The organism is Pseudomonas sp. RC4D1, from assembly GCF_018390395.1.
Lineage (GTDB): Bacteria > Pseudomonadota > Gammaproteobacteria > Pseudomonadales > Pseudomonadaceae > Aquipseudomonas > Aquipseudomonas danubii.
Genome location: NZ_JAHBAW010000003.1, coordinates 1337889 through 1358942, shown reverse-complemented (window position 1 = coordinate 1358942; position 21054 = coordinate 1337889). Strand labels below are relative to the sequence as shown.

Below are 21054 nucleotides of genomic sequence, written 5' to 3'. Positions count from 1 at the left end.
CCATGCGCACCATCGGCCTGATCGGCGGCATGAGCTGGGAGTCCAGCGCCGAATACTACCGCCTGATCAATCAGCAGGTTCGCGATCAATTGGGGCCGCTGCGCTCGGCGCGGTTGCTAATGTACAGCGTCGACTTCGGGCCTGTCGAACAGGCCCAGCACGCCGGGCGCTGGGATGAAGCGGCGCGGATTCTGATAGACGCCGCCCAGCGATTGCAGGACGGCGGCGCCGAGTGCCTGGTGCTCTGTACCAACACCATGCACAAGGTGGCCGAGCAGATTCAGGCGGCCACTGCCGTGCCCTTCCTGCATATCGCCGACCCCACGGCCCAGGCCGCTCTCGCGGCCGGCACCCTGAACGTCGGGCTGCTGGGCACCGCCTTCACCATGGAGCAGGAGTTCCTCAAGAGCCGCCTGAGCCAACAAGGACTGAATGTACTGGTGCCCGATGCGCAGGAGCGCCAGGCGGTGCACCGGATCATCTATGAGGAATTGTGCGTGGGGGTCATCAGCGACGCGTCGCGCCGGGTGTACCAGCAGGTGATCGAATCACTCAGGGCCCGCGGCGCCCAGGCCATCATCCTCGGCTGCACGGAAATCGGCCTGCTGCTCAAGCCAGAGCACAGCCCCCTGCCCCTGCTCGACACCACCGAATTACATGCCCGGGCGGCGGTGGATTTTGCTTTGCTGGAGTGAACCTCAAGGCCCGCAGGGCCTTGCTTGGCGATCGCCTGCCGAACCTGGGGCGGACTCAAGATCCCTGCGTCTCCTGCGGAGCCGATCGCAGCCTGCGGCAGCGGCTACAAAATGGCTCGGCACTGACCTGTAGCCGCTGCCGAGCCCTGGCGAGGCTGCGAAAAGGCCCGCAGGGCCTTGCTTGGCGATCACCTGCCGAACCTCGGGCGGACTCAAGATCCCTGCGTCTCCTGCGTCGGAATGCCGCCCAAGCCGTTCGCAGCCTGCGGCAGCGGCTACACAAACCCGGCCTCAACGACGCAGACGGGCCATGCTCAGCACGTCGACGTATTGCCCGCCACGGATGGCGTAGTCCCGCAGCTGGCCTTCGGTTTCAAAGCCGAACTTCTGGTACAGGCCGATGGCCGCCTGGTTGTCGGCATACACCGTGAGTTCGACCCGGCGCAGGTTCATCCAGTTATCCGCCACCTCCAGCACCGCCGCCAGCAGACGGCTGCCGACGCCCTGGCGCTGCCAGGCAGGGGACACCCCCATGGCCACGTCCGCGCAATGGGCGCGGCGCACCCGCGCCACCTGCTGCAGGCTGCAACTGCCGATCACCGCGCCCTGGTGCAGGGCCACCAGGGCCACCAGCCCTTCATTGTCCTGCCCCAGCCCCACGCGCTTGCGCCACAACTCGCGGGATTGGTAAGGCAGTTGCAGGGTCTGGGCCGCCACGCTGGGTTCGCTGTACAACGCGGTCAGGCCGTCGATATGGGCTTCGGTGCAACGCTCGATAACGATAGTGGGATTGGCGTTAGGCATGGCCGGTCTTCCTTGAAGTGGAAATGGCCATCGAGTGTAAGGGCATGAGTGCGACGCTGGCGAGGCACTCAAGCGCAGAGCGGCACAGGCCTCAGAAACCATTGCCCTGCAGCTCGGGCGACTGACTGTGCTGGCGCCGCAGATCCTCGGCGTAGCGTGCAGGTGAAAGCAGCTGTAGCACCTGATGCTGCAAGGCATCAGGCAATGCCAGGTAGCGAAACACCCCCGGGTTCAAGGTTTCTAGCGGGGCCAGGTGCAATGCCGACAGATAGAAGCGCACATCACGCAGGCACTCGTAAGGACGCAGGCCGCCAATGCGCATGACCGACTTATCCTTGCCCGTTCCGAACGCTGCATTGATGCAGCGCTTGAGGATCGCCGCCTCGATCTCCCCCTCGGCACTGGCGGCGCTCAAGGCAGCTTGCAGAAGCTCGCTCAGGCGCTGCAACGGATTGCACAGGTACTCAAGCGGGTGTTCACAGTGAGCGAGGATGTAGCGGTTGTATTGGTGGATCATGATGAGCGCCACATCCGTGCCCATCGGGCTCAGGGTGCGCGTACAACGGCCGAATTGGGTTTCATAGGCAATCCGGTGACGGATGTCCCGTTGATCGACACAGTCATCGAGAATCGCCTCCAGCTTGTCCGTGGCATGGGGCTGGAACCCTGGGTCGTACTTGTATTTGAAGGCATAGACGAAGGCAAGGAGCTCCATCGCCAGCCACCCCAGGTGATGCTGGGCGTGATAGGTATCCAACAGCATCTTGAGCGCCTTGATCTGCTGTTGAGCCGCCACTGCAAGCAGTTGCTCACGCTGCGGCCCTTCGGTTTGTGCAGCCTCGACCAGGGGCCTGAGGGCCAACGCGGCCTTTGCGAACGCCTCCTCACCCAGAAGCCGCTGAATCAGGGTCAAGGAAGAAGAAAAGATTGCGTTGAGCAGGAACAGCGACAACGGCATGTCCTGGAACAGTGCCAGCCAGTGCTCCCGGTCTGCCCCGTATCTCCTAACCAACACCTGAACACTGTTTTCGACCCGTTGCAGCCGGCGCCCGACATCAAGGTCACTCTTGATCTGCTCCAGCAAGACATAGGCATGGAACTGCCCGGCATTGTGCTCGATCAGGCTGCGAGTCGCCTTTGAACGCCCTACTTGCCTGGCGTGTTGCGACAGAAAGTCACCGGGTTCCACATGCTTGATCCGGGCTTTGAAAAGGCTCACCAGGGTGCCGAACTGCAAGCTCGGCAAGCGTCCGCCAACCCTGGCATCACGCCTGGCCTGCCGATAAAGGTTGCGGTGTACTTCGTGCAACTCATCCGGCAGCACCGGCCGGGGCTCCGGCAACGACCAGCGACCAGCGGCATGCAGCACCTTGGCACCTTCGAGCAACTGCTCCAGTTGCTGGATGACGGCCTGGGCTTTCTTCAGCGGTCGACCCAATGCCAACTCCAACGCCTTCAAGGGCGCGTCGACCGAAGTTCTAGCGGGAAACGAATCATGACGAATCAGGCGCCCCAAGCATCGCAGGAACTGCAAGACAGCCACCAGCGCCCTTTGCTGGGGAATCTTCAAGCCCTGCGCGACCTGTAGCAGAGACGCTTCCAGGCTCGCCAGAATGGCCTCCCGGGTCGCCACCGGGTCGCCGAACAGCCGGTCCCCATAGCACTCATGGCAACGTGCCAGATAGCGCAATGGGATCGATGCCTGCTCGTTCTCCAGCGCGTCCTCAAACATCTGCTCAAGCTGTGGCCACACGATCAGCCAGAAATACAAGTGCGCAGCACCTACGTCCTTGTCGGGAAACAGGGCCACAACCCCCAGGTGCTTGTGAATCTCCCGCACATTGCCCAACACCGGGGTCAGCAGCGGATCATCGGTCCCGCCCGTGATTCGCCGTGTCACTACGTCAAGCATTGCCGCCTCGCGCTTCTGGCGCTGCTCCAGGCTTTGGCCCTGCCGTGGCAAGGGCTCCTTCGACCTTTTGAACACTGCACGCTCGTAAAACAGCTCGATGACTTCGTGAAACTTGGGAATCCTGTTAATCAAACCGCGCCCACCCTCCGTTGTTCTGCGCCCATCCTGAGAGGTTCGTCGTGGCGCTACAACATTTTCCCGTCATCCCCTCGTTGAATTGCACAAATCGGGGCGCGGCCATCAATTAACGTGTCGGGCCTCCGAGGTCAGTCAGAAACCGCCTCGGTGGACCCCATCCACTGAACAAGCAATGCACAAGGAACCACCCGATGTCCTACAAAGATGACAACGACGCATTTGAGCTCAAACAACGGCAAATCGACGCCATGGAACAAGCACTGCTTGTGGCCCGTGGCATTCCCCGGGCTGAAGCAGCCGAGATCGTGGCAGAGCGCAAGCGCCTGCAAGACGCCTACGCCGGTGACCCTGGCGTCAACCCGGCGCCAGGCGTATGGATCAACCCAGAGGGCGAGGACCTTGAGGGTGACGTGCCGGCAAACCGGCAGGAGGCCATCAAAGCCAACGCTATCGCCAAAGACCTGCTCGGCGACGAGTTCAGCACCGACACCCAGTGGAACATCGCCCACTTCCCCGACAAGAACACCAGCACCGCCGACATGCCAGACGACTGGGAGGATCTCATGCCCCCTGAAACCAAGGCATGAGCCTGAGTGCCCGGTCCGGACAGCGCCAAGCGTTCGGACCGGGCCACTCCCACGGGGCGGCGCGCCTCAAACAAACCAATCCTCACGCTCGCTGAAGGTGTTGAGGATCAGCTCCACCAGTTGCTGCACCTGTTCCTCATGCTGCACCTGGGCATTCACCGCCAGCCAGGCCCGGCGCTGCATGGGCTCGCTGAACAACCCCGGCAAGGCAGTCAGGCCGCGGTCGAAATGGCTGATGTACTGAGGCAGCAAGCCGATGCAGGCGCTGCAGCGGATCATCTCCAGCATCAGTTCATAGACATGGACGTGCACCACCCCTGCCAGGCGTTGTTCCACCAGGCTGTTCCAGGGCCGGAACGGCTCTACCTGACAGTCGTGCTGCCACTGCACCAGCATGTAGTCGGCCAGGTCGTCGAGGCTGTCGGGACGGGCCGCCACCCGCGAGTAGCGCTTGGCGATATGTGGCAGGTAGTCGATGCGCGCCAGGGGCAGCGGCTCGCGGGTGGCGAAACTGGGCCCCGGCAGCGGTGAGTCTTCGGCCGCCAGCCACAGCACCAGATCGGCGCTCAGGGCTTGCAGGGACAGGTCGCTGTCGATGGAGATGATCTCCAGGCGGGCGCTGGCATTGCGCCGCAGCAAGGCGATCAGGTCGCGACCGAGAATGTCGTGGAGAATGGTTTGCGCCACGGCAACCCGAATCAACGGCTGCTCGATCACCGGCAGCCGCCGCTGGTGGGCCAGGGCAATCAGTTGTGCCTGCAGTTGCAGGCCCTCGCGACTCAGGCTCAAGGCACTCCCCTGATAACAGAACAGTGAACGGCGCAGGTGCTCTTCCAGCAAGGCCAGTTGCTTGCGCAACAGCGTGGCCTTGATGTTCAGGCTGCGGGCTGCCTGCATGAAGCAACCGCAGCGGGCACTGACCAGGAAATACTGGGCGACCTCAGGATCGACCCCGGCGGCCAGGGCCAGCCAGGCTTCCCGGGGTTCCTGGGGCGCAACGTAGGGTGCGACACCCTGGTGTGGAGCGGGTTCGAGAAATGACATTGGTGACTCCCTGTCTTGTTGAGTGTTGCTTCCTTGGCGGGCGGCGGGGACCGTGAGACCGCCTTCGCTGACAAGCCAGCGCCTACAGCTTGTCCTCCAGTACCTGATTGAGCACCGCGCCATCGATGCTCAGGGTCGCGGTGTTGAGCATGCCTTCCAGGTAGGCCTTGGCGATCTGCTCCTGGCGCTGGGCGCGCAGGGCCTGGGTCAGGCGATCACGCAGTTCGTCCAGGCTGGCAGTGCGCGCCGGTTGCTGTTCGGTGAGCTTGAGCACATGGAAACCCGCCGCGCTCTGCACCACGTCGGAGACGCCACCGACCTTGAGCCGGGCCACGGCGCTGCGCACTTCCGGCACCAGTTGCTGCAAGGGTTGCAGCCCCGCGTCGCCACCGCGCTGGGCGCTGCCCGAGTCCTGGGAATACTGCGCCGCCAAGGCGGCAAACTCCCCCGGCGCGGCCTGGGCCTTGCGGCTCAGTTCCTGGGCCTGGCGCCGTACCTGCTCGACAGCCTGCGGGTCGGCGACGGCGAGGAAGATCTGGCTGACCCGGTACAGCGGCGGGGTCAGCCACGCCGACTTGCCGCTGTCATAGGCCTGCTGCAGTTCGGCGGCGCTGGGGTAGTCCGCCGGCACCTGGCTGACCGACTGCAGATAGTCGCGAAACACGATCTGCTCGGTGGCGGCGCGGGTCTGCTGCTCCACCTCCGGGCGCTGGCGCCAGCCCTGGGCATCGGCCTGTTCCAGCACGGCCTTTTCCGCCAAACGTGAACGTATCCAGGCTTCCAGGGCCGGGCGGTTGCCACGCAATTGCCCCCGGGACTCCTCGGGCAGGCTGGCGAACAGCGCCTTGAGTTCCTCGGCCGCCACCTGCTGGTTGCCCAGGCGCGCCACGGTCGGTGTTGTCGCCAGTGACTGTTGCAGCACGGTCGGTGCCGGCTGCTGCGCTGCCACCGGGTCGTTGCCCGGGCGCAGGGCCAGCCCCAGCGCCAGGCCAAGCAGGGTCAGTGCCCCGGCACCGACCACCAGGGTCGGCTTTTTCACAGGCTGGCCACCTCTTCCTGGGGTTGGCTTTGTGGCGCCTGGGGCTGCTCGGCCTGGGCCTGCAACTGGGCCGCCTGCTGGCTGTATTCGCGCAGGTAAACGATGAACTCCTGCAACAGCCGATCCCACAACTCCAGCTGGCTGCGCAGGTGAGTCTCGCCGACCCCGGCCACCACCACGTCCATCTCCATCACCAGGAATTCGCCCTGCAGCGACAACCGGGCAAAGCGCCGCGAAGCGTTCCACAATTGCGCAAGCCCGGCCGGCAGCTCGCCCTGCACCCGCAAGGCGCAGCTGTAGGTGAAGTCCACATAGTGCCCGGCCTCGCTGCCCGGGTTGCCGAAACGCACGGCGTAGCCGATGCCCTGGCTGGCGCTGAGCAACTGCACGATGCCGTTCTGTTCGGTCTGGTTGACCCGGTAGCCGGCGCCTTGCAGCAGGTCGGTGAGGCTGTCGGTGGTGACGCTGGTAATCAAAGTCATGGTCATCTCTTCCCTGGTGATCAGTGGGCGCTCGCCGCCTGCGGGGCGTCGAACTGGGTCTGGTAAAGCTCGTCGCCAAAGCCCTGGGCCAGTTCCTCGAACTTGACCCGGGCGCTGCCGGCGAAGGGCTGGCGGATTTTCACCAGCTCAGCCACGTCGATCTTTTCGTAGGCCGCCAGAATCTGTTTGGCGACGTCGTACATCTGTTGATTCTTGACCGCGCATTGCTGCACTTGTGTGTCACGTTCGCTCAATTGCGCCTGCAATTTCGCCCGCTCCGCCTCCTTGCCCCGGGCCAGCACCAGCAAGTCCTCGTAGGCTTTCTTGAACTTGCCCAACTGCTCGCTGCTGGCCGCCGCCTGGGCTTGGGCCTGGCTTTGCAGGTTCTGCTGCTGGCCGGCCAGTTGCTCGGCCACGCCGCGGGTCTTGGCCAGCTCGGCACTCAGTTGCTTGACCTCGGCCTGGGCTTGCTTGGCCGCGTTCTCGGCGGCGATCCGCGCCGCCGCGGCCTGGGCCTGCTCGCTTTGCAGGGCCTGCAACTGCTGGGTGGTGCTGCGCAACTGGGTGCGCAGGCGCTCCTCCATGCCTTCGGCGCTAGCGCTGGCGCTGGCCAGCACGCCCCAGGCCACTAACAGGCTGACCGCCCCTGCCCTCGCTCGGCTGTTCATAACCTTCCTCCTGATGCTTAGAAGCGCGTGTTGAGTTCAAGCTGCATGACATCGACTTCATAACGCGGCCCGTAGACTTCCGAGGCGCTCATGTAGCGGGCCGTGGCGTAGATGTTCTTGTCGATGCCGTAATTGCCGCCGACGAAATAGCCCTTGGCGTTGGTGCCCCCCAGATGGAACGAGGAATCGTTGAAACCGTCGGGCAAGGCATCGGGCTGGATGTACTTGTAACCGGCCAGCAGGTTCCAATCGCCGGACTTCTTCATCTCCAGGGCGTTGCCCAGGGTGAACTGCACCAGCAGCGCGTTGCCGCCACTTTCGAACTGGCCGTTGCGGTTGATGTTGTTGACGATCTCGCCCTCGCTGCGCTTGAGCATCTCGCCCTTGTCGTAGGCCAGGTTGCGGATGAAGTTGGTCTGGCTGCGCAGGCGCAGGTCGTCCGGCAGCTCGGTGTCCCAGGCCAGGTTCAGGTCGAGCACGTCGAACTTGGAGGCCAGGCCGACGAACTGCGGCTGCGGGGTCAGGCCCGGGGTGGCCGGGTTGGGGGTAATGTCGCGCAGCAGGAACACGCTGTTGCCCTTCTGCATGAAGGCCACGCGCGAGCCGTCGGTGTCGCAGCCCGGGGCCCCGGCCCAAGGCGCACAAGGGCTGGAGCGCTGGCCTTCGATGTCGTCGAAGCGGTAGTAGGCCAAGGCGCCCTTGAGGCTGTTGCTGCGGTTGATCTTCCAGTTGGCGCCGATCTGCCCGCCGAACAGCCACTTGGTGTCGCTCTCGTTCTTGTCGAAGCCGTTGCTGGTGGCGGTGTCGTTGGTGTACTCCACCGGGAAGGCGCCCAGGGTGCCGAACAGGCCCCAGTCGCTGCCCAGCTTGTGGTTGAAGATCGCCGCCACACCGTCGAAGTTCAGGTCGTTGGAATACAGCATGTCGGTGGAATAGAACGGGTTGGCGATCCGCCCGCCGGTCAGGGTCAGGTCCTGGGTGGCCTTCCAGGTCAGGTAGCCCTGGTCGAGCCAGATGTCCTTCTTGCCGAAGCCGCCGCCCAGGGTCTGGGTGGTGGACACCGGGTTGTTGTCCGAGCCGGTGCCGATGCGGATGCCGGCGGTCCATTCCGGCGAGATCACCGCCTTCATCCCCAGGCGCGCCCGCAGGCGGAACAGGTTGTCGCGGTCCTCGCGGCTGTTGAGCAGCGGCGGCAGCTTGCTGTTGGTGTCCTTGTTGACGTCGTAGGGGCCGTTGTCGTTGAGTTTGGCGTAGTCGACGAGCTCGTTGCTGTTGTTGTCGGCAAAGAACCGCGACTCCTGGCGCAGGCGGATGTCACCGTCAAAGCTGATGCGCGAGACCCAGTCCGGGAAGGTGTTGGGCTGGGCCCAGTTTTCCTGCTTGGCGGTGGCCATGACCTCGGCCTTGACCTGATCACGGATCTGCTCGCGGACGATGGCCGGTACGTATTGCACCCGCACATCACCGGGCGCCGCAGCGGGGCCGGTAGCGGCCACAGCGGTGGCGGCGCGGGCCTGCTGGGCCTCTTTCTCGGCCTGGGCAATCAGCCCGTCGGCCTGCTCCTGCTTCAATACCCCCTGCTGCACCAACAGACGGATCAGGTTGATCGTGGCGTTCTCCGAAGGCGCGGCGGCAGCCGCGGCCTGTCCGGCCAGGGTCAGGGCGACCATGCCGAGCGCCAGGGTCAATCGATTCACGGTGGAAATCATCTGCACACAACTCCTGTAGAAACTGCAAATAGGGGTTCGCTCATTCCGGACGCCGGCCCTTGAGGGACAGGCGCACCGGCAAAGTCAGGGAGGCCGGCATGCGCTCTTTCAGGCGCGGCGTGGCCCGCAGTGCCGCCAGCACCTGCTGGTCGGTCTCGGGATTGCCGCTGGAGCCGGCCAGTTCGGCGCGGGTCACTTGCCCGTCGGCGCCGAGCCACAGGTCCACCTGCAGCGCATAGGCCTTCTTGCGCAGCTCCGGGTCCTCGCGCAGCGCGCGCTGGAAGGTCGCCGCCAGGTACTGCTTGTAGGTGCCGGTGCCCAGCCCGCCGCCACCGGCGCCGGCCATGCCGCCGCCCTTGCCGGCGCCGACGTTGAAGCCGTCGTTACCGGACTGGGCATCGCCGTCGATCTGCATCGGGTTGGCCAGATCGTCCGCCGGCGATGGCGGTGCCTCCTCCTCCGGCTTGACCTCCTCAGGGGTGGGCGTGGGTTCGGGTTCCGGGATCTTTTCTTCCACCGGCTCCGGCTCCTTGGGTTTTTCCGGCGGCGGTGGCGGCGTTTCCGGAGGCGGCGGCAGCGGGATGATGGTTGGCACTTTGGGCGCCTCCCGGCGCACCCCGGCCATGTCATTGGCCCACTGCCACAAAAACCAGGCGGCCACGGCCCCCAGCAGCAATCCAGCGCCCCACTTCAGCAGCTGCACGGCTCGCGGTTTGTTCTGCACCGGAGGCAGTTCGATGGGTTGTTGTGCGGTCATGGCTCAGCCCTGGCTCGGTTTGCCGGTGACCAGGCCGACCTGGGACAACTCCAGGCGGCGCAGCAGGTCGAGGACTTCGATGACCTTCTGGTACTGCACCGTGGCATCGCCACGGACGATGATCGGGAAGTCCGGGTTCTGCGCCTTCTCGATGCGCAGGCGCTCTTCCAGCTCGCCCAGGGTCACCGGGTAGGCATCGAGGAACACCTGGCCGCCGTCGTTCACCGAAATGGCCTTGGTCTTGGCCTCGGACAGCGACACCGAGGCGCTGGCCTTGGGCAGGTGGATCTGGATGCCCGAGACCTGGGCGGTGGCGGTGAGGATGAACATCACCAACACCACCATCAGCACGTCCACCAGGGGCGTGATGTTGATGCTGTCGACGGCGGCATCGTCTTCGTCGTCATGGGAGGCGTTCACGGAAGCCATGGCAGTTCTCCTCAGGCCGGAACCGACGCGTTGCTGTGACTGACCCGCCAGTGGGCGTTCTCGCTGTGCTGGCTCTTGCCATGCAGCTCCGCCAGCCGGGTGATGAACTCGTCGACGAACACCCGCATGTCGGCGCCGACTTCCTTGTTGCGGGTGATCAGGCGGTTGTAGCCAAACAGCGCCGGAATCGCGACGAACAGGCCCATGGCGGTGGCCAGCAGGGCCGCGGCCATGCCCGGGGCGATGGCGTTGATGTTGACGTCACCGGCCATGGCGGTGCCGAGGAACACCACCATGATCCCCAGCACCGTGCCCAACAGGCCGATGTAGGGGCCGCCGGCAATGGCGTTGGACAGGGTCGAGAGCTTGGAACTCAACTGCTGGTTTTCCCGGGTACGCACCCCGTCCATGGAGCAGCGGATGGCCTCGATGGTGGCCGCCGACACCGAGGAGGTATCGGCGCCCTGCTCGCGGCGGGTGCGGATCTCTTTCACCGCCACCAGGTACAGGCGCCACAGCGAGGAGTGCTCCAGGCGACTGGCCAGGACCTGATCGTCGGCGAACATCTCCAGGCGCGTGCCGACCTTGGCGAACTGCTCGCGAAACAGCGCATTGGCGGCGCTGACCCGGCCGACCATGCGGTTCTTGCGCAGCATGATCACCCAGGACTGGATCATCATCCCCACCAGCACCAGGATGATCACCCAGGCATCCACCGGCACCGCCTTGAGCAGGAAGCCCAGGCTGCCGAAACCAAAACCCGACTGTTCTTCATCGACGCCGTAGACCACCAGCTTCGACTCGGCGCCCTGGGCGCTGGCATCAGCCAGGATCAGTGCCGCCGGACGCGCCACCTTGGACAGGCGCAGCTCGTCCAGGGCCCCGGTGAATGGCAGGAAGTGGCTGGCCTCGGCCCCGGCAGCCGGCGGCAGGTCGGCACCGATGGCCAACGGCGAATTGAAGGTGGGAATAGCCTGGACCAGGCTCGCGGTTTCGCGGCCGTTGACGTACAGCGCGAGTCGGCTGCCCTCGCCGCTCAGGGCCAGGTGCTGCCACTGCCCCGGGTTCAGCGGCTGAGTGGAGGCGGCGCGCTGGCCGTCCACTTCGACGAAGGGCAGGCCCTGGTTGATGCCGATCAGCAAGCTGCCGGCGCCTTCGCGACGGGCCAGCAGCAGTTGTTCGCCGCTGGCCTGATCCAGGCGCACCCAGGCGCTGAAGGTGAAGGCGCCGCCGGCGTTGTGCTGCAGCGACGGGCTGGCCGGCAGCAACAGCGGCTGGCCGCTGAACTGCAAGGCCCGGCCGATGACCCCGTCAATCGCCGCGCCGGTGGCGTTCTGCGCGGTGTTGCCGTAGGCCGTGGTGTCTTTGGCCGGAGTGCCGTTGCTGCCGTCGAAGTGGTAGATCGCGGTGTAGCTGGGGTCGAAGGTCAGCTGGCCATTGGCGGTGCTCGGGGCCTTCTGGTTGCCGTAGTACATCCAGATGTCCTGGCGCTGGCCGCCTTCGACCTTGGGCACATCGACCCAGATCAGCGCCATGCCCATCAGCGGGTCGAAGCTTTCGATCTGGTGGTTGAGCAGAGTCTTGTCATCGGCGGCGACAAAGCGCAGGTCGGCGCCGTCTTCCTTGACCCCGTCGAAGGTGAAGTTGCCGGTGTGCAGGCGTACCAGCAGCGCGGTGCGGCCCAGGGCCTCGTTGATGGCGGCGCCTTGCGGGGTGGTGTCCACGCTGATCTGCTTGCGGTAATGCCAGTCGTCCTGCCACCAGGCATGGGCCGTGGCCGGGAGCACGAAGCCCAGGCAGATCAACAGGCTCAGGAATAAGCGTTGCATGTGAAGGGTCTCCGTAAAGTCAGAACGTCGCTTGCACACTGAAGTGCAGGCGCGGGTCGTATTTCTGGGTGTTGGGGCCGTCCTTGAGCGGGTAGCCCCAGTCGAGGCTGCCGGACAGCCACTTGCTCAAACTGGCGCGGGTGCCGAGGCCAACGCTGGCCAGGCTGTATTGGTCCTCCTGCTCGGGCAGCGGGTCGTGCAGGGACAGGTGCGCGCCTTCGGCAAAGGCATAGAAGCGCCACTCCTGCACGTAGCTGCCGAGGAACTTGGCCAGGGACGGCGTGCGCAGCTCCTGGGAGAACAGATAGCCCTCATCCCCGGTGCGCTCGGCGGCCAGATAGCCGCGCACCGAAGTGGCGCCGCCAGCGGAATACTGCTCGTTGGACACCAGGGGCCCCGAGGCCAGCTGGAAGGCGGTCTTGGACGCCGACTGCCAGTCGTTGGCAAAGGTGTAGGTGAAATTCAGGTCGCCCTTGAGCACCGAGAAACTGGCGCTGGCCTCGTCGCGCTTGTAGTGGAACTCCTCGGCGTCGCTGCCGTAGCCGAAGAAGCGCCGAGTGCCGACGATCAGGTTCAGGCCCAGGCCGAGCTGGGATTTTTCGCTGTAGCGGTAGCCGTTGTAGCCAAAGGTCACCGGGGCGTACTTCAACGGAATCTGGTCGCTGCTGCGGCCAAAGCGCATCTCTTCCTCGAAGTCCTTGAAGTCCACGCCCACCGACAGCGAGTTGGCCCAGTTGCCGGCCGCGGGCAAGGTGTAGATCGCCGACACCCCGTAGGAATGGCCCTTGCCCAGCACGTTGCTGCCGCCGATGGTGGCGATGTTGCTGTCGGACTGGTAACCGGAGAACTGCAAGGCCCAGCGCTCGCTCAAAGGCGCGCTGTAGGAGCCGGACCAGACCTTGGCGTTGTCGGTGTCCTGGGGCGCGGTGAAATAGGTCAGGGAAATGCTGTGGCCCAGTTGCCAAAGGTTGTCGTAGCCGACATTGACCACCGTGCGCAGCTTCTCGGTGTCGGCGCTGTAGTCGTTGTTCAGGCCGACGCTGGCGTGCCAGGGGTTCTGGTCTTCCACTTGCAGGTCCACGTCCATGGTCCCCGGGCGCTGGCCTTCGCGCACCAACGGCATGACCTGGCGCCCGGCGCCACGATTGAGCCCGGCCAGCTGGCTTTGCACCGTGGCAAAATCCGGCACCTGACCTTCCTGCAGCGCCGGCACCTGATCGCGGATCTCCACCGGCGAGTAATGCTTGGCCCCCACCACCCGCACCCGACCGACCTTGGTTTCACTGACCTGCAGATAAACGATGCCGTCCTCGACCTTCTGCTCCGGCAGCTCGACGAACACCGACTGGTAGCCGCGCTCCTGATAGACCTTCTGCAGCGCATCCCGGGCGCCTTCGATATCGGCCAGGGCTTTTTGCGGGCCGAGGAACGGGTACACCGCCTCCTCGATGGCCCGGGCATCGAGCACGGTATTGCCGCGCACGAAGTATTCATTGACGTCCACCAAACGCGCCGCCGTGGCTTCGACCGCAACCGGCTCGCCCTCCTCGGCCTGCACCGCTGGCGCCAGCGCCAGCAACGTCAACCAGCCGCACAACGGCCACCAGCGCCCGCCACTGCCGGGTCGCCCTGATTTGCCCAGATGCTCCACACCGCCCCCTAAAAAACTGAAAATTGGCGCGCGTACGCGCATTGCCGTCGCCGTCTGCACAGCGTTTGGCCGCTTCAATTGCTGCTGATCGAGGTGTTTTCGTGGCGCGCCAGCCAGGTGTGCAACAGCGCAAAATTCAGCGAGAACTCGGGCATTTGCAGCAGAGCGCCGCAAAACACTTCACCAATGATTTTCTGAATCAACTGCACCGCCCGCGGGTTGTTCAACAGCGTGGCGATGTCGCGACTCAGGACACTGAAGCTCCAGACCTTCTGGTTCAGATCCAGACCGACGAACCAACGGAACAACAGGTTGTAACTGAGCTGTTCATACAGCTGCTGCTCGCTGGGCACCGAATACAGCAACTGCAGCAACAGAATGTGCATCACCGTACGCGGCGCGATCAGCATGCCGGGCTCGGCATTGAGGCCCTGGAGCAAATCGCGGTGCTGATCCAGCAACTCATCGATCTGCGGACGCAGCAGCACCAGCGAATGCCCCGGCGGGATATAGCTGGCCACCTCCTTCAAGGCGCCCTGCCAATCATCCTGGGACACGATCCAGACCCACGGCGCGCCGTAGCGATAGACCGACACCGGCTTCTTGCGCGCCGCCTCGACGATCTTCGACAGCCGTTGATCCAGCTCCTGCATGCCCACTTTCGAGTAGCGTTCCATAGTCCCCATAGCCTCACTCCCGGCGTCCCGCCTCGGCTTAAAAAAGTGGCCTGGCGGCCCCCTCAAGCGCGTTACATACCCAAGACGTGCGTGGCCATGTGCTACCGAACTTTTGTCATAAAAGCTTCATTCACGAGGGAAGCGCGCGAACGTTGTAGGAGCCGGCTTGCCGGCGAAGACAGCCGGTCGGACAACGCTGACCTGTCTTTATTCCGCGCACGACCAGACCGCCCTCTTCGCCGGCAAGCCGGCTCCTACGGGAAGGAATTGTTGAGCTGAAGAAGGCTTAAAAATGCGCCGCCCGGACGGGCGCGCCGTTAGCCGTGGCTTTGGCTTTGGCTTTTGATCTTGATCTTCAAGCCCCTTCCCAGCCGGCCGAACGCAGGCGTTGAGCAGGGGGCAGCTCGGCAAGGATGCCGAGCTAGCCGCCACCCGGCCATGGATGGCCGGTTGGCGGCGGCCCCCGGAGCAATGCCGGAGAGAGGGCACCCCGAGCCCTAGCGAGGGGCCCATGGAGGGGCAAGCCCTTTTGGTTACTTTTACGGCGTTTGGTAAAAGTGACTCGCTGTAAGAGCGAAACCGCCAGCGGCCGCACCCGCAGGAATGGATATGTACCCCCAACAACCCAGAAAAACTGGCCGGCTCGCAGGCCGCCAAGTCCCCCTCCTCAATCCTACAAAACTTGCAGACGCGTCTGACTTGTCCCCCCAAGACCCAACGCCCATAGTCCCCACTCGCCCCAATGGCGACCGGGTTTGGCGACCTGGAAATCAACCAACAGGCAGTCACGCTTGCAGCGCTAGCCGTCGAACATTTATGGTCACGGCTGCCTTTCTATGGTGGCTGTGCGCGGGAGACCTTCAGGGTCTGCCGGTTTTCTGTTGGTTAATCCGGTTCGCCAACCTGCGTACAGCTGCCACCCTTTCGTTTGGCGACGATCTGAGCGGCTCCCTTAACCAACAGCGGAGTGATCCTCATGAACCAACGATTTATTCCCATCACCGGCATCGACTGCCTGATCCCCTGCCTCTTTATCGACAAGACCGCACCATTGGACGTGCTGCATGCCAACGGCACCGCACGTTTACTAGCGGTCACTCAACTGCTGGAAAGCCTCTCCCGCGCAGAGTTCAAGAGTGCTGACGACACCGACCTGCAACATATCTCCAACGCAGCGGCGATTCTGCTGCGTGACAGCTGCGACCTGTTGGGAGTGATGGGCTGGCGGCTTCAAGCCTGACGCCTGGGCGCTCCGCGCTGCTTGGTAGCGCGGAGCGTTTCAAATGGGGTCTTGGACTTTTTAGGGGGGAAAAGTCTTTTAAAAGTGGCTGCAATCGGCCAATAGCGGCCCTTGGCTGCGGGCGCGCGGTACGCGACTCGGCCCGAAGGAGCCCTCAAGTAGCGATACAGTCGAATCGCACCTACCATGACGCACTAGAATCAGTAGATTGGTTTCCGCTAGACAAGGAGGGTCGAAGTGCATCTTGTGCGTGTTCGCGTCCGGAACTTCAGAGGCATCGCCTACGGTGAGGTCCACCTCAATGGACACACTGCTTTTATCGGTGACAATAACGCCGGCAAGTCCACATTGCTGGAAGCGGTGGACTTGGTACTTGGCCCGGAGCGCCTGAGTCGTCGCCCTGTAATTGATGAGCACGATTTCTATGCCGGTACGTACGTAGACCCGGCCAAGAACGAGGTCGTCCCGATCCAGGTCGAGGTTATTGTCGCGGGACTCTCTGATGAGCAACTGCGGCATTTCCGGGACCATATCGAGTGGTGGGATACACAGACCAAGTCATTGCTTGTAGGGGCACCCCCGGAGGGAACAGATGCGCCCCATGTCGGAGCGGCAATACGCGTCTTCTTCAACGGTTGGTATGACGTAGATGAGGACGACTTCGCTGGGGATACCTATTACGCCACTCCCGAAATGCCGGATGGCTCCTACCCCCGGTTCTCTGCGCCCGACAAACGAAAATGCGGTTTTCTTTATCTGCGCACGCTGCGGACCGGAGCTCGCGCACTCAGCCTGGAACGGGGCTCTTTGTTGGACGTGATCCTTCGGCTGAAGGAAACACGACTGACTATGTGGGAGGATTTGCTCGACCAGCTGAGGGCACTGCCAGTTGGAGAGACCGAGGACATCGGCGAGTTGCTTGTCGCAGTCCAAGATGCAGTACGGCACTACGTACCATCCGACTGGGCAGAGCAACCCCACATGCGGGTTTCGGACCTCACTCGCGACATGCTCCGTCGAACCCTGACTGTCTTCATGGGTACTGGAGCGAAAAGGCCGGACGGCTCAGTCTATTCCGCCCCATATCAGCACCAAGGCACTGGCACGATTAACACGCTGGTATTGGCTCTGCTTTCGATCATCGCCGAACTCAAGCAAAGCGTGATCTTCGCGATGGAAGAGCCAGAGATCGCGCTTCCGCCGCACACCCAGAAACGAATCATCAATTCGCTGCGCCAGAAGTCGGCACAGGCCATCTTCACCTCCCACTCACCCTACGTGCTGGAGGAGTTCGAGCCTGCCCAGGTAGTGGTTCTCAAGCGCACGGCCGGTGTTATGACCGGGGTGCCTGCTACATATCCGCCAGCAGTCAAGCCCAAGGCCTATCGCACAGAATTCAAAGCACGGTTCTGCGAAGCCCTGCTGGCACGCTACGTACTTGTACTTGAGGGCCGTACGGAGTTCGACGCATTGCCTGCCGCTGCCCGCCGGCTCGCCGAGCTGGATCCCACGCGATTCAAATCGCTCGAAAACCTAGGTGTGGCTATCGTCGACGCCCGCGGCGAGACCAATGTCGCGCCACTGGGTGCATTCTTCCGCTCACTCGGCAAGGTCGTGTTCGCCGTATTTGACAAGCAAACGCCGGAGGCGCTCGCAACCATCACTGCCTCGGTCGATCATGCCTATGAGTCTGCGACTAAGGGCTTTGAAAACCTTGTCTTGTATGGCGCGTCTGAGGTGGCACTCCGCAGCTATGCTGCTGTTGTGGTTGTTGGCGGTGATTGGCCGCAGCATCTCGCGGCATACACACCAACACCCGCAACACCGCTGGCCAATCTGCAGGTAGCTCTGTCGCACTATTTTGGCTGGGCCAAAGGCGGTGGCGACGCCGGCGACTTGCTCGCCTCCTGTCCAACCGCCAATGACATGCCCGAATACGTGAGAACCACGCTGGCAGCCATCAAGAACGTCATTGAGCCACCTCAGCCGCCTCCATTACCTCCCCAGCTAGCCGGCGTGCCCCCTCTCCCAGAGGCTGCAGCCAAGCCACCGCCATTGGCAGCAGCCTATGGGAAGTTCCAACCGTCCCCGCCCCAGCCTCTGGCATGACGGAAGTGTGGAGCGATCAGAAGCGCGGCTTCCTGGCGTGCGCTGGGCACACCTTGGCGCTAGGTGGTCCTGGTGCAGGCAAAACACACGTCGCGCTGGTCAAAGCTCGTGATGAGATTCGCTCAGGGGTACTCAAGCCAGGCCAGAAGATCCTCTTCTTGAGCTTCGCCAGGCCTACCGTAGCGCGCATCATCGAAAAGGCTTCTGAGCTGATTTCTCGCGAGGACCTGAAGCAACTTGAGGTCAGCACGTACCACGGTTTTGCTTGGAGCATTCTCCGAAGCCACGCATATCTGTTGAATGGCAGGCCGAGCTTGCAGCTTCTGCCACCACCCGAGGCAGCAGCGCATTTGGCAGATATCGATAAGGCCCAGCACGAAAATGAGAAGCGACGCCTATTCGAGCACGAGGGCCGCCTGCATTTCGACTTGTTCGCAAGCTTGGTCAGCGAACTGCTGAGCCGTAGTGACCGGCTAAGCGCCATCTTCTCCGACGCCTATCCCATTATCATCCTCGACGAGTTTCAGGACACAAACTGTGATGAATGGGCGCTGATCCAGCAGCTTGGAAAGCGTAGTCGCCTCATTGCTCTGGCCGACCCTGAACAGCGGATCTATGAGTTTCGAGGCGCTGATCCTAGGCGGGTTGGCGACTTTCTGGAGATCTTCGGCGCCGTCCACTTCGATTTCGCAGGTGAAAACCACCGCAGCAGCGGTACCGATATCACGACCTATGGGAATGACCTGCTCACTGGCGCAAACAAGGGCAAGGTCTATCAGCAGGTAAAAATCACGCGTTACGGCTTCATGTATGGAAAGAGCCTGCACTTCAATGCCAAGGCCGCAGTGCTCTCGGCGTTGGATCGCCTCAAGGCAATACCGGACAAATCGATCGCGATCCTGGTGCCATCCAAGCGGCTGATGCTCGAGCTTTCTGATTACCTTTCTTCTGCAGCTGATGGTCTGCCAGAGCTACATCACGACGTTGCAATGGATGCTGAACCGCCGGCTCTCGCCGCTGGCGTTATCGCCACGTTACTGGAGGGGGGGACGGCTGGCGATGTGGCGAGCCGCATGCTTGGTGCACTTCACTCGCACATTCGTGGACGCCGCGGAGGCAAGCCTACCCCCCAGTCCGAGCTGGACCTGGCAGGTGCTCTTAGCGGATTCCTCTCATCGGGAAAGATCCGCGGTGCCAAACGCCAGCTGATTGTCAGCGAAGTTCAGCGTATCGCAGAGTTGCGGCAGCAACTGCAATTAACGGGCGACCCTGCGGAGGACTGGTTGCAGCTGCGCGGCCTGTTGCAATCGTCCGCTGCGGTAGCCTTGAAGCAAGTAGCAACAGATGCTCGCTACCTTCGACTTCTTCATCGTGGCTCGGTACTGCGGGCTAACTTGGGTGCGCTGTGGCGTGCCCAGGGAGAGTACAAGGGGGCTGAGGAAGCAGTCCGCAGTGCCTTGATGCAGGAGCATTTCGCTGCAGCTCAAAAGGACTGGCGCGGCATCCACCTAATGACGATACATAAGTCCAAAGGGAAGGAGTTCGACGAGGTCATCATCTACGACGGCCTATTCCAGCGCATTGCCAAAGCCCCGCAGGATCCAAAAATCTGCGCTCAGGATCTTTTAGTGCTACGGGTGGGAGTGACTCGGGCGATACGTCGAACCACCATTCTGACTCCGAAGCGCGATACCTGCCCTTTCCTGTGAATCAAGACGTCCCCTGCTTACACCTCTCCCTGCTGATCCGGCCGCAGCTGAAAGCGGTCGTAGGCGCGCCTATCTGAAGAGGTAAAGAGCTTCTCAGTCTCAAAATTGCTAGCACAGAATGGTTCACGTTAAGTCCGCTTTTGGCCGGTTCCTGCCCCTCGTGAAGGGCCGCTTTGGGAGACTCTGTACGAAAACCCGGAACCCCAATCATGCACCCTCGTTAGCTCAGTTTTTGTAAAGCCCCTACTCCTCTACAAGAAGGAATTCTGCAATTGCAAAGCGTTACGAGTTCTCGGATGAGACCTGGTACAGGGTTGCCGATCTCTTCGAGCCCCAAAGTGCGCCATGCACGCGCCCGTAGCGCAGGTCGACGACCACTGTCTTGATGTGCCTGTTCGTGGCATCTGCCCTCGCCAGCAGCCCACTCCTACCCTGCCGGCCCCATCTCGACCGCTACACAACGCCCTTTAGTTCGCACCTTCTCCACCAGTCGCGCTCTGTTGACGAACACATTGATTTCGCAACTGCCTGAGTGCTGCACGTCTTCCCAGTATTCTGCGTGCACAAGTTGCCCGTTCTGCGGCCCCGTGTAAGTACCCGCTGCTTCACGTGAAACATAGCTACTGTCACGGACATATCTGAGCACGACCATATCTTCCTCCGGCGCTACCATGATCTGCCTTGGCACGCCGAAGAAGTCGATCAGTTCGCCCACCGGGCGATCTTTCCAGGCACTACTGGCCGACAATGATGCGCAGCCACTGAGCAAGGTGGCGAGCAGGGCCAACATAAACAATCGGTTCATAAGGTCTTCTCCCTGAAGGCCAGGTTACTTGGCAGACATCTGCGCGAACCCTTCATCTATCTTCTGCATGATGGCCGCCTTGGCCGTCTCGCGATTCAATATCTCGAAGAACTGCGGTCCTGCCTTGCTCATTTGCGACGCGGACATCACACCCAAGTGCTCCATCTTCTTGGCCTGGCGTTCAGTCGGCTTACAGACAAAGTCACGGCTTTGTGCCAGCCAGGCGTCAGGTTTGCTCTGCCACTGGCTGGAATACTTCGCATTGCGAAATTCATTGAACACGCTGTGGAAATCCGCCGCATCCATGATGCGCACGCGGTTCTTCGCACAATCGATTTCGACATCGTAAGAGGTGAAGTTGGGTTTGCCGGGCTCTTCGTAAAGTTGATAGACACCCAATGATTTCGCGCCACCTGGACGATTGATGATGTGAGTGGGGTCGCCGTCGGCGATGAACACCTGATTCTTGCCCAAGGCACCCTGGTAGTGAACGACCCAGTAGTCGCCCTTCAGCACTTCGCTCGCCTGGGCAGCGAGGGCACTACACAGTAATGCGGCAGGCAAAAGCTGCCTTGTAAAAGCGGTCATGGGGGCGGTCCTTTGCCGTTATTTTTGGAGGCAATAGCTTCGCACCCTGAACATGTAGCAAAGGGCTATCTAGCACATCCGTCCTATGCCTTTGACGAGAACAGCGGTCGCAAAACTTCCTGGAACTTGCTCCCTGAGAAAGGTAGCGATACCGGCGAGTCCAAACGGGTAGCTTCCAAAAG

Annotated in this window: 19 protein-coding genes; 5 read left to right on the top strand and 14 right to left on the bottom strand. The window is 62.5% G+C overall.

Annotated elements, in window-relative coordinates; translation table 11 throughout:
* The first annotated feature begins 2 nt into the window (after positions 1-2).
* Positions 3-695, top strand: a complete 693-nt coding sequence (locus tag KHO49_RS30850) for an aspartate/glutamate racemase family protein (RefSeq protein ID WP_102879168.1) — start codon at positions 3-5, stop codon at positions 693-695.
* 291 nt (positions 696-986) lie between these two features.
* Here KHO49_RS30850 and KHO49_RS30845 read toward each other — a convergent pair whose 3' ends face one another.
* The gene (locus KHO49_RS30845; protein WP_213666480.1) at positions 987-1499 is read right to left on the bottom strand and encodes a GNAT family N-acetyltransferase; all 513 of its coding nucleotides are present in this window, start codon (positions 1497-1499) and stop codon (positions 987-989) included.
* A gap of 91 nt (positions 1500-1590) precedes the next feature.
* Complete coding sequence (locus KHO49_RS30840; protein WP_213666479.1) at positions 1591-3486, bottom strand: hypothetical protein; 1896 nt, start codon at positions 3484-3486, stop codon at positions 1591-1593.
* A 254-nt stretch (positions 3487-3740) separates the two neighbouring features.
* On the opposite strand from KHO49_RS30840, the gene KHO49_RS30835 reads away from it, so the two are divergent.
* Entirely contained in the window at positions 3741-4136 is a 396-nt protein-coding gene (locus KHO49_RS30835; RefSeq protein ID WP_102879165.1) for a hypothetical protein, read from the top strand.
* A gap of 66 nt (positions 4137-4202) precedes the next feature.
* Here KHO49_RS30835 and KHO49_RS30830 read toward each other — a convergent pair whose 3' ends face one another.
* The 10 genes from KHO49_RS30830 to KHO49_RS30785 all read right to left on the bottom strand — a co-directional run bounded on the left by KHO49_RS30830 (position 4203) and on the right by KHO49_RS30785 (position 14421).
* A complete protein-coding gene (locus KHO49_RS30830) occupies positions 4203-5180 on the bottom strand; it encodes a LysR family transcriptional regulator (protein ID WP_102879164.1) in 978 nt (325 codons plus the stop codon).
* Between the two features lie 82 nt (positions 5181-5262).
* Positions 5263-6219 carry a peptidylprolyl isomerase gene (locus tag KHO49_RS30825; RefSeq protein ID WP_213666478.1) on the bottom strand — a complete coding sequence of 319 codons (957 nt, stop codon included), beginning with the start codon at positions 6217-6219 and terminating at the stop codon, positions 5263-5265.
* Positions 6216-6701 (bottom strand): YbjN domain-containing protein, encoded by a 486-nt coding sequence (locus tag KHO49_RS30820; RefSeq protein WP_213666477.1) that lies wholly within the window; start codon positions 6699-6701, stop codon positions 6216-6218. Before KHO49_RS30820 ends, KHO49_RS30825 begins: the two co-directional genes overlap by 4 nt.
* 20 nt (positions 6702-6721) lie before the next feature.
* On the bottom strand, positions 6722-7369 hold the full coding sequence (locus KHO49_RS30815; RefSeq protein WP_213666476.1) for a DNA repair protein: 648 nt from the start codon (positions 7367-7369) through the stop codon (positions 6722-6724).
* Between the two features lie 17 nt (positions 7370-7386).
* Positions 7387-9078 carry a putative porin gene (locus tag KHO49_RS30810; RefSeq protein ID WP_102863407.1) on the bottom strand — a complete coding sequence of 564 codons (1692 nt, stop codon included), beginning with the start codon at positions 9076-9078 and terminating at the stop codon, positions 7387-7389.
* A gap of 40 nt (positions 9079-9118) precedes the next feature.
* Positions 9119-9835 (bottom strand): energy transducer TonB family protein, encoded by a 717-nt coding sequence (locus KHO49_RS30805; RefSeq protein WP_102879159.1) that lies wholly within the window; start codon positions 9833-9835, stop codon positions 9119-9121.
* A 3-nt stretch (positions 9836-9838) separates the two neighbouring features.
* Positions 9839-10264 (bottom strand): ExbD/TolR family protein, encoded by a 426-nt coding sequence (locus KHO49_RS30800; protein WP_011061113.1) that lies wholly within the window; start codon positions 10262-10264, stop codon positions 9839-9841.
* Between the two features lie 11 nt (positions 10265-10275).
* Positions 10276-12093, bottom strand: coding sequence for a DUF2341 domain-containing protein (locus KHO49_RS30795; RefSeq protein WP_213666475.1), 1818 nt, complete (start codon positions 12091-12093; stop codon positions 10276-10278).
* A 19-nt stretch (positions 12094-12112) separates the two neighbouring features.
* Positions 12113-13786 carry a ShlB/FhaC/HecB family hemolysin secretion/activation protein gene (locus KHO49_RS30790; RefSeq protein ID WP_249735897.1) on the bottom strand — a complete coding sequence of 558 codons (1674 nt, stop codon included), beginning with the start codon at positions 13784-13786 and terminating at the stop codon, positions 12113-12115.
* A gap of 32 nt (positions 13787-13818) precedes the next feature.
* On the bottom strand, positions 13819-14421 hold the full coding sequence (locus KHO49_RS30785) for a transposase (protein ID WP_019093945.1): 603 nt from the start codon (positions 14419-14421) through the stop codon (positions 13819-13821).
* A gap of 976 nt (positions 14422-15397) precedes the next feature.
* Here KHO49_RS30785 and KHO49_RS30780 point away from each other — a divergent pair.
* The 3 genes from KHO49_RS30780 to KHO49_RS30770 all read left to right on the top strand — a co-directional run bounded on the left by KHO49_RS30780 (position 15398) and on the right by KHO49_RS30770 (position 19479).
* Positions 15398-15661, top strand: coding sequence for a short-chain dehydrogenase (locus KHO49_RS30780; RefSeq protein WP_213666474.1), 264 nt, complete (start codon positions 15398-15400; stop codon positions 15659-15661).
* A gap of 237 nt (positions 15662-15898) precedes the next feature.
* Entirely contained in the window at positions 15899-17770 is a 1872-nt protein-coding gene (locus KHO49_RS31395; protein WP_115582038.1) for an ATP-dependent nuclease, read from the top strand.
* The gene (locus KHO49_RS30770) at positions 17767-19479 is read left to right on the top strand and encodes a UvrD-helicase domain-containing protein (protein ID WP_115582037.1); all 1713 of its coding nucleotides are present in this window, start codon (positions 17767-17769) and stop codon (positions 19477-19479) included. Before KHO49_RS31395 ends, KHO49_RS30770 begins: the two co-directional genes overlap by 4 nt.
* A 427-nt stretch (positions 19480-19906) precedes the next feature.
* On the opposite strand, the gene KHO49_RS30765 is transcribed toward KHO49_RS30770, so the two are convergent.
* Entirely contained in the window at positions 19907-20284 is a 378-nt protein-coding gene (locus KHO49_RS30765) for a hypothetical protein (RefSeq protein WP_110653312.1), read from the bottom strand.
* A gap of 24 nt (positions 20285-20308) precedes the next feature.
* Positions 20309-20872, bottom strand: a complete 564-nt coding sequence (locus tag KHO49_RS30760) for a hypothetical protein (protein ID WP_213666473.1) — start codon at positions 20870-20872, stop codon at positions 20309-20311.
* Positions 20873-21054 lie beyond the last annotated feature (182 nt).

Coding starts and splice junctions, on each gene's coding strand:
- KHO49_RS30810 (WP_102863407.1), bottom strand. CDS start 9,078: ATGATTTCCACCGTGAATCGATTGACCCTGGCGCTCGGCATGGTCGCC.
- KHO49_RS30835 (WP_102879165.1), top strand. CDS start 3,741: ATGTCCTACAAAGATGACAACGACGCATTTGAGCTCAAACAACGGCAA.
- KHO49_RS30805 (WP_102879159.1), bottom strand. CDS start 9,835: ATGACCGCACAACAACCCATCGAACTGCCTCCGGTGCAGAACAAACCG.
- KHO49_RS30760 (WP_213666473.1), bottom strand. CDS start 20,872: ATGACCGCTTTTACAAGGCAGCTTTTGCCTGCCGCATTACTGTGTAGT.
- KHO49_RS30800 (WP_011061113.1), bottom strand. CDS start 10,264: ATGGCTTCCGTGAACGCCTCCCATGACGACGAAGACGATGCCGCCGTC.
- KHO49_RS30830 (WP_102879164.1), bottom strand. CDS start 5,180: ATGTCATTTCTCGAACCCGCTCCACACCAGGGTGTCGCACCCTACGTT.
- KHO49_RS30820 (WP_213666477.1), bottom strand. CDS start 6,701: ATGACTTTGATTACCAGCGTCACCACCGACAGCCTCACCGACCTGCTG.
- KHO49_RS30845 (WP_213666480.1), bottom strand. CDS start 1,499: ATGCCTAACGCCAATCCCACTATCGTTATCGAGCGTTGCACCGAAGCC.
- KHO49_RS30765 (WP_110653312.1), bottom strand. CDS start 20,284: ATGAACCGATTGTTTATGTTGGCCCTGCTCGCCACCTTGCTCAGTGGC.
- KHO49_RS30815 (WP_213666476.1), bottom strand. CDS start 7,369: ATGAACAGCCGAGCGAGGGCAGGGGCGGTCAGCCTGTTAGTGGCCTGG.
- KHO49_RS30785 (WP_019093945.1), bottom strand. CDS start 14,421: ATGGAACGCTACTCGAAAGTGGGCATGCAGGAGCTGGATCAACGGCTG.
- KHO49_RS30795 (WP_213666475.1), bottom strand. CDS start 12,093: ATGCAACGCTTATTCCTGAGCCTGTTGATCTGCCTGGGCTTCGTGCTC.
- KHO49_RS30770 (WP_115582037.1), top strand. CDS start 17,767: ATGACGGAAGTGTGGAGCGATCAGAAGCGCGGCTTCCTGGCGTGCGCT.
- KHO49_RS30780 (WP_213666474.1), top strand. CDS start 15,398: ATGAACCAACGATTTATTCCCATCACCGGCATCGACTGCCTGATCCCC.
- KHO49_RS30790 (WP_249735897.1), bottom strand. CDS start 13,786: ATGCGCGTACGCGCGCCAATTTTCAGTTTTTTAGGGGGCGGTGTGGAG.
- KHO49_RS30850 (WP_102879168.1), top strand. CDS start 3: ATGCGCACCATCGGCCTGATCGGCGGCATGAGCTGGGAGTCCAGCGCC.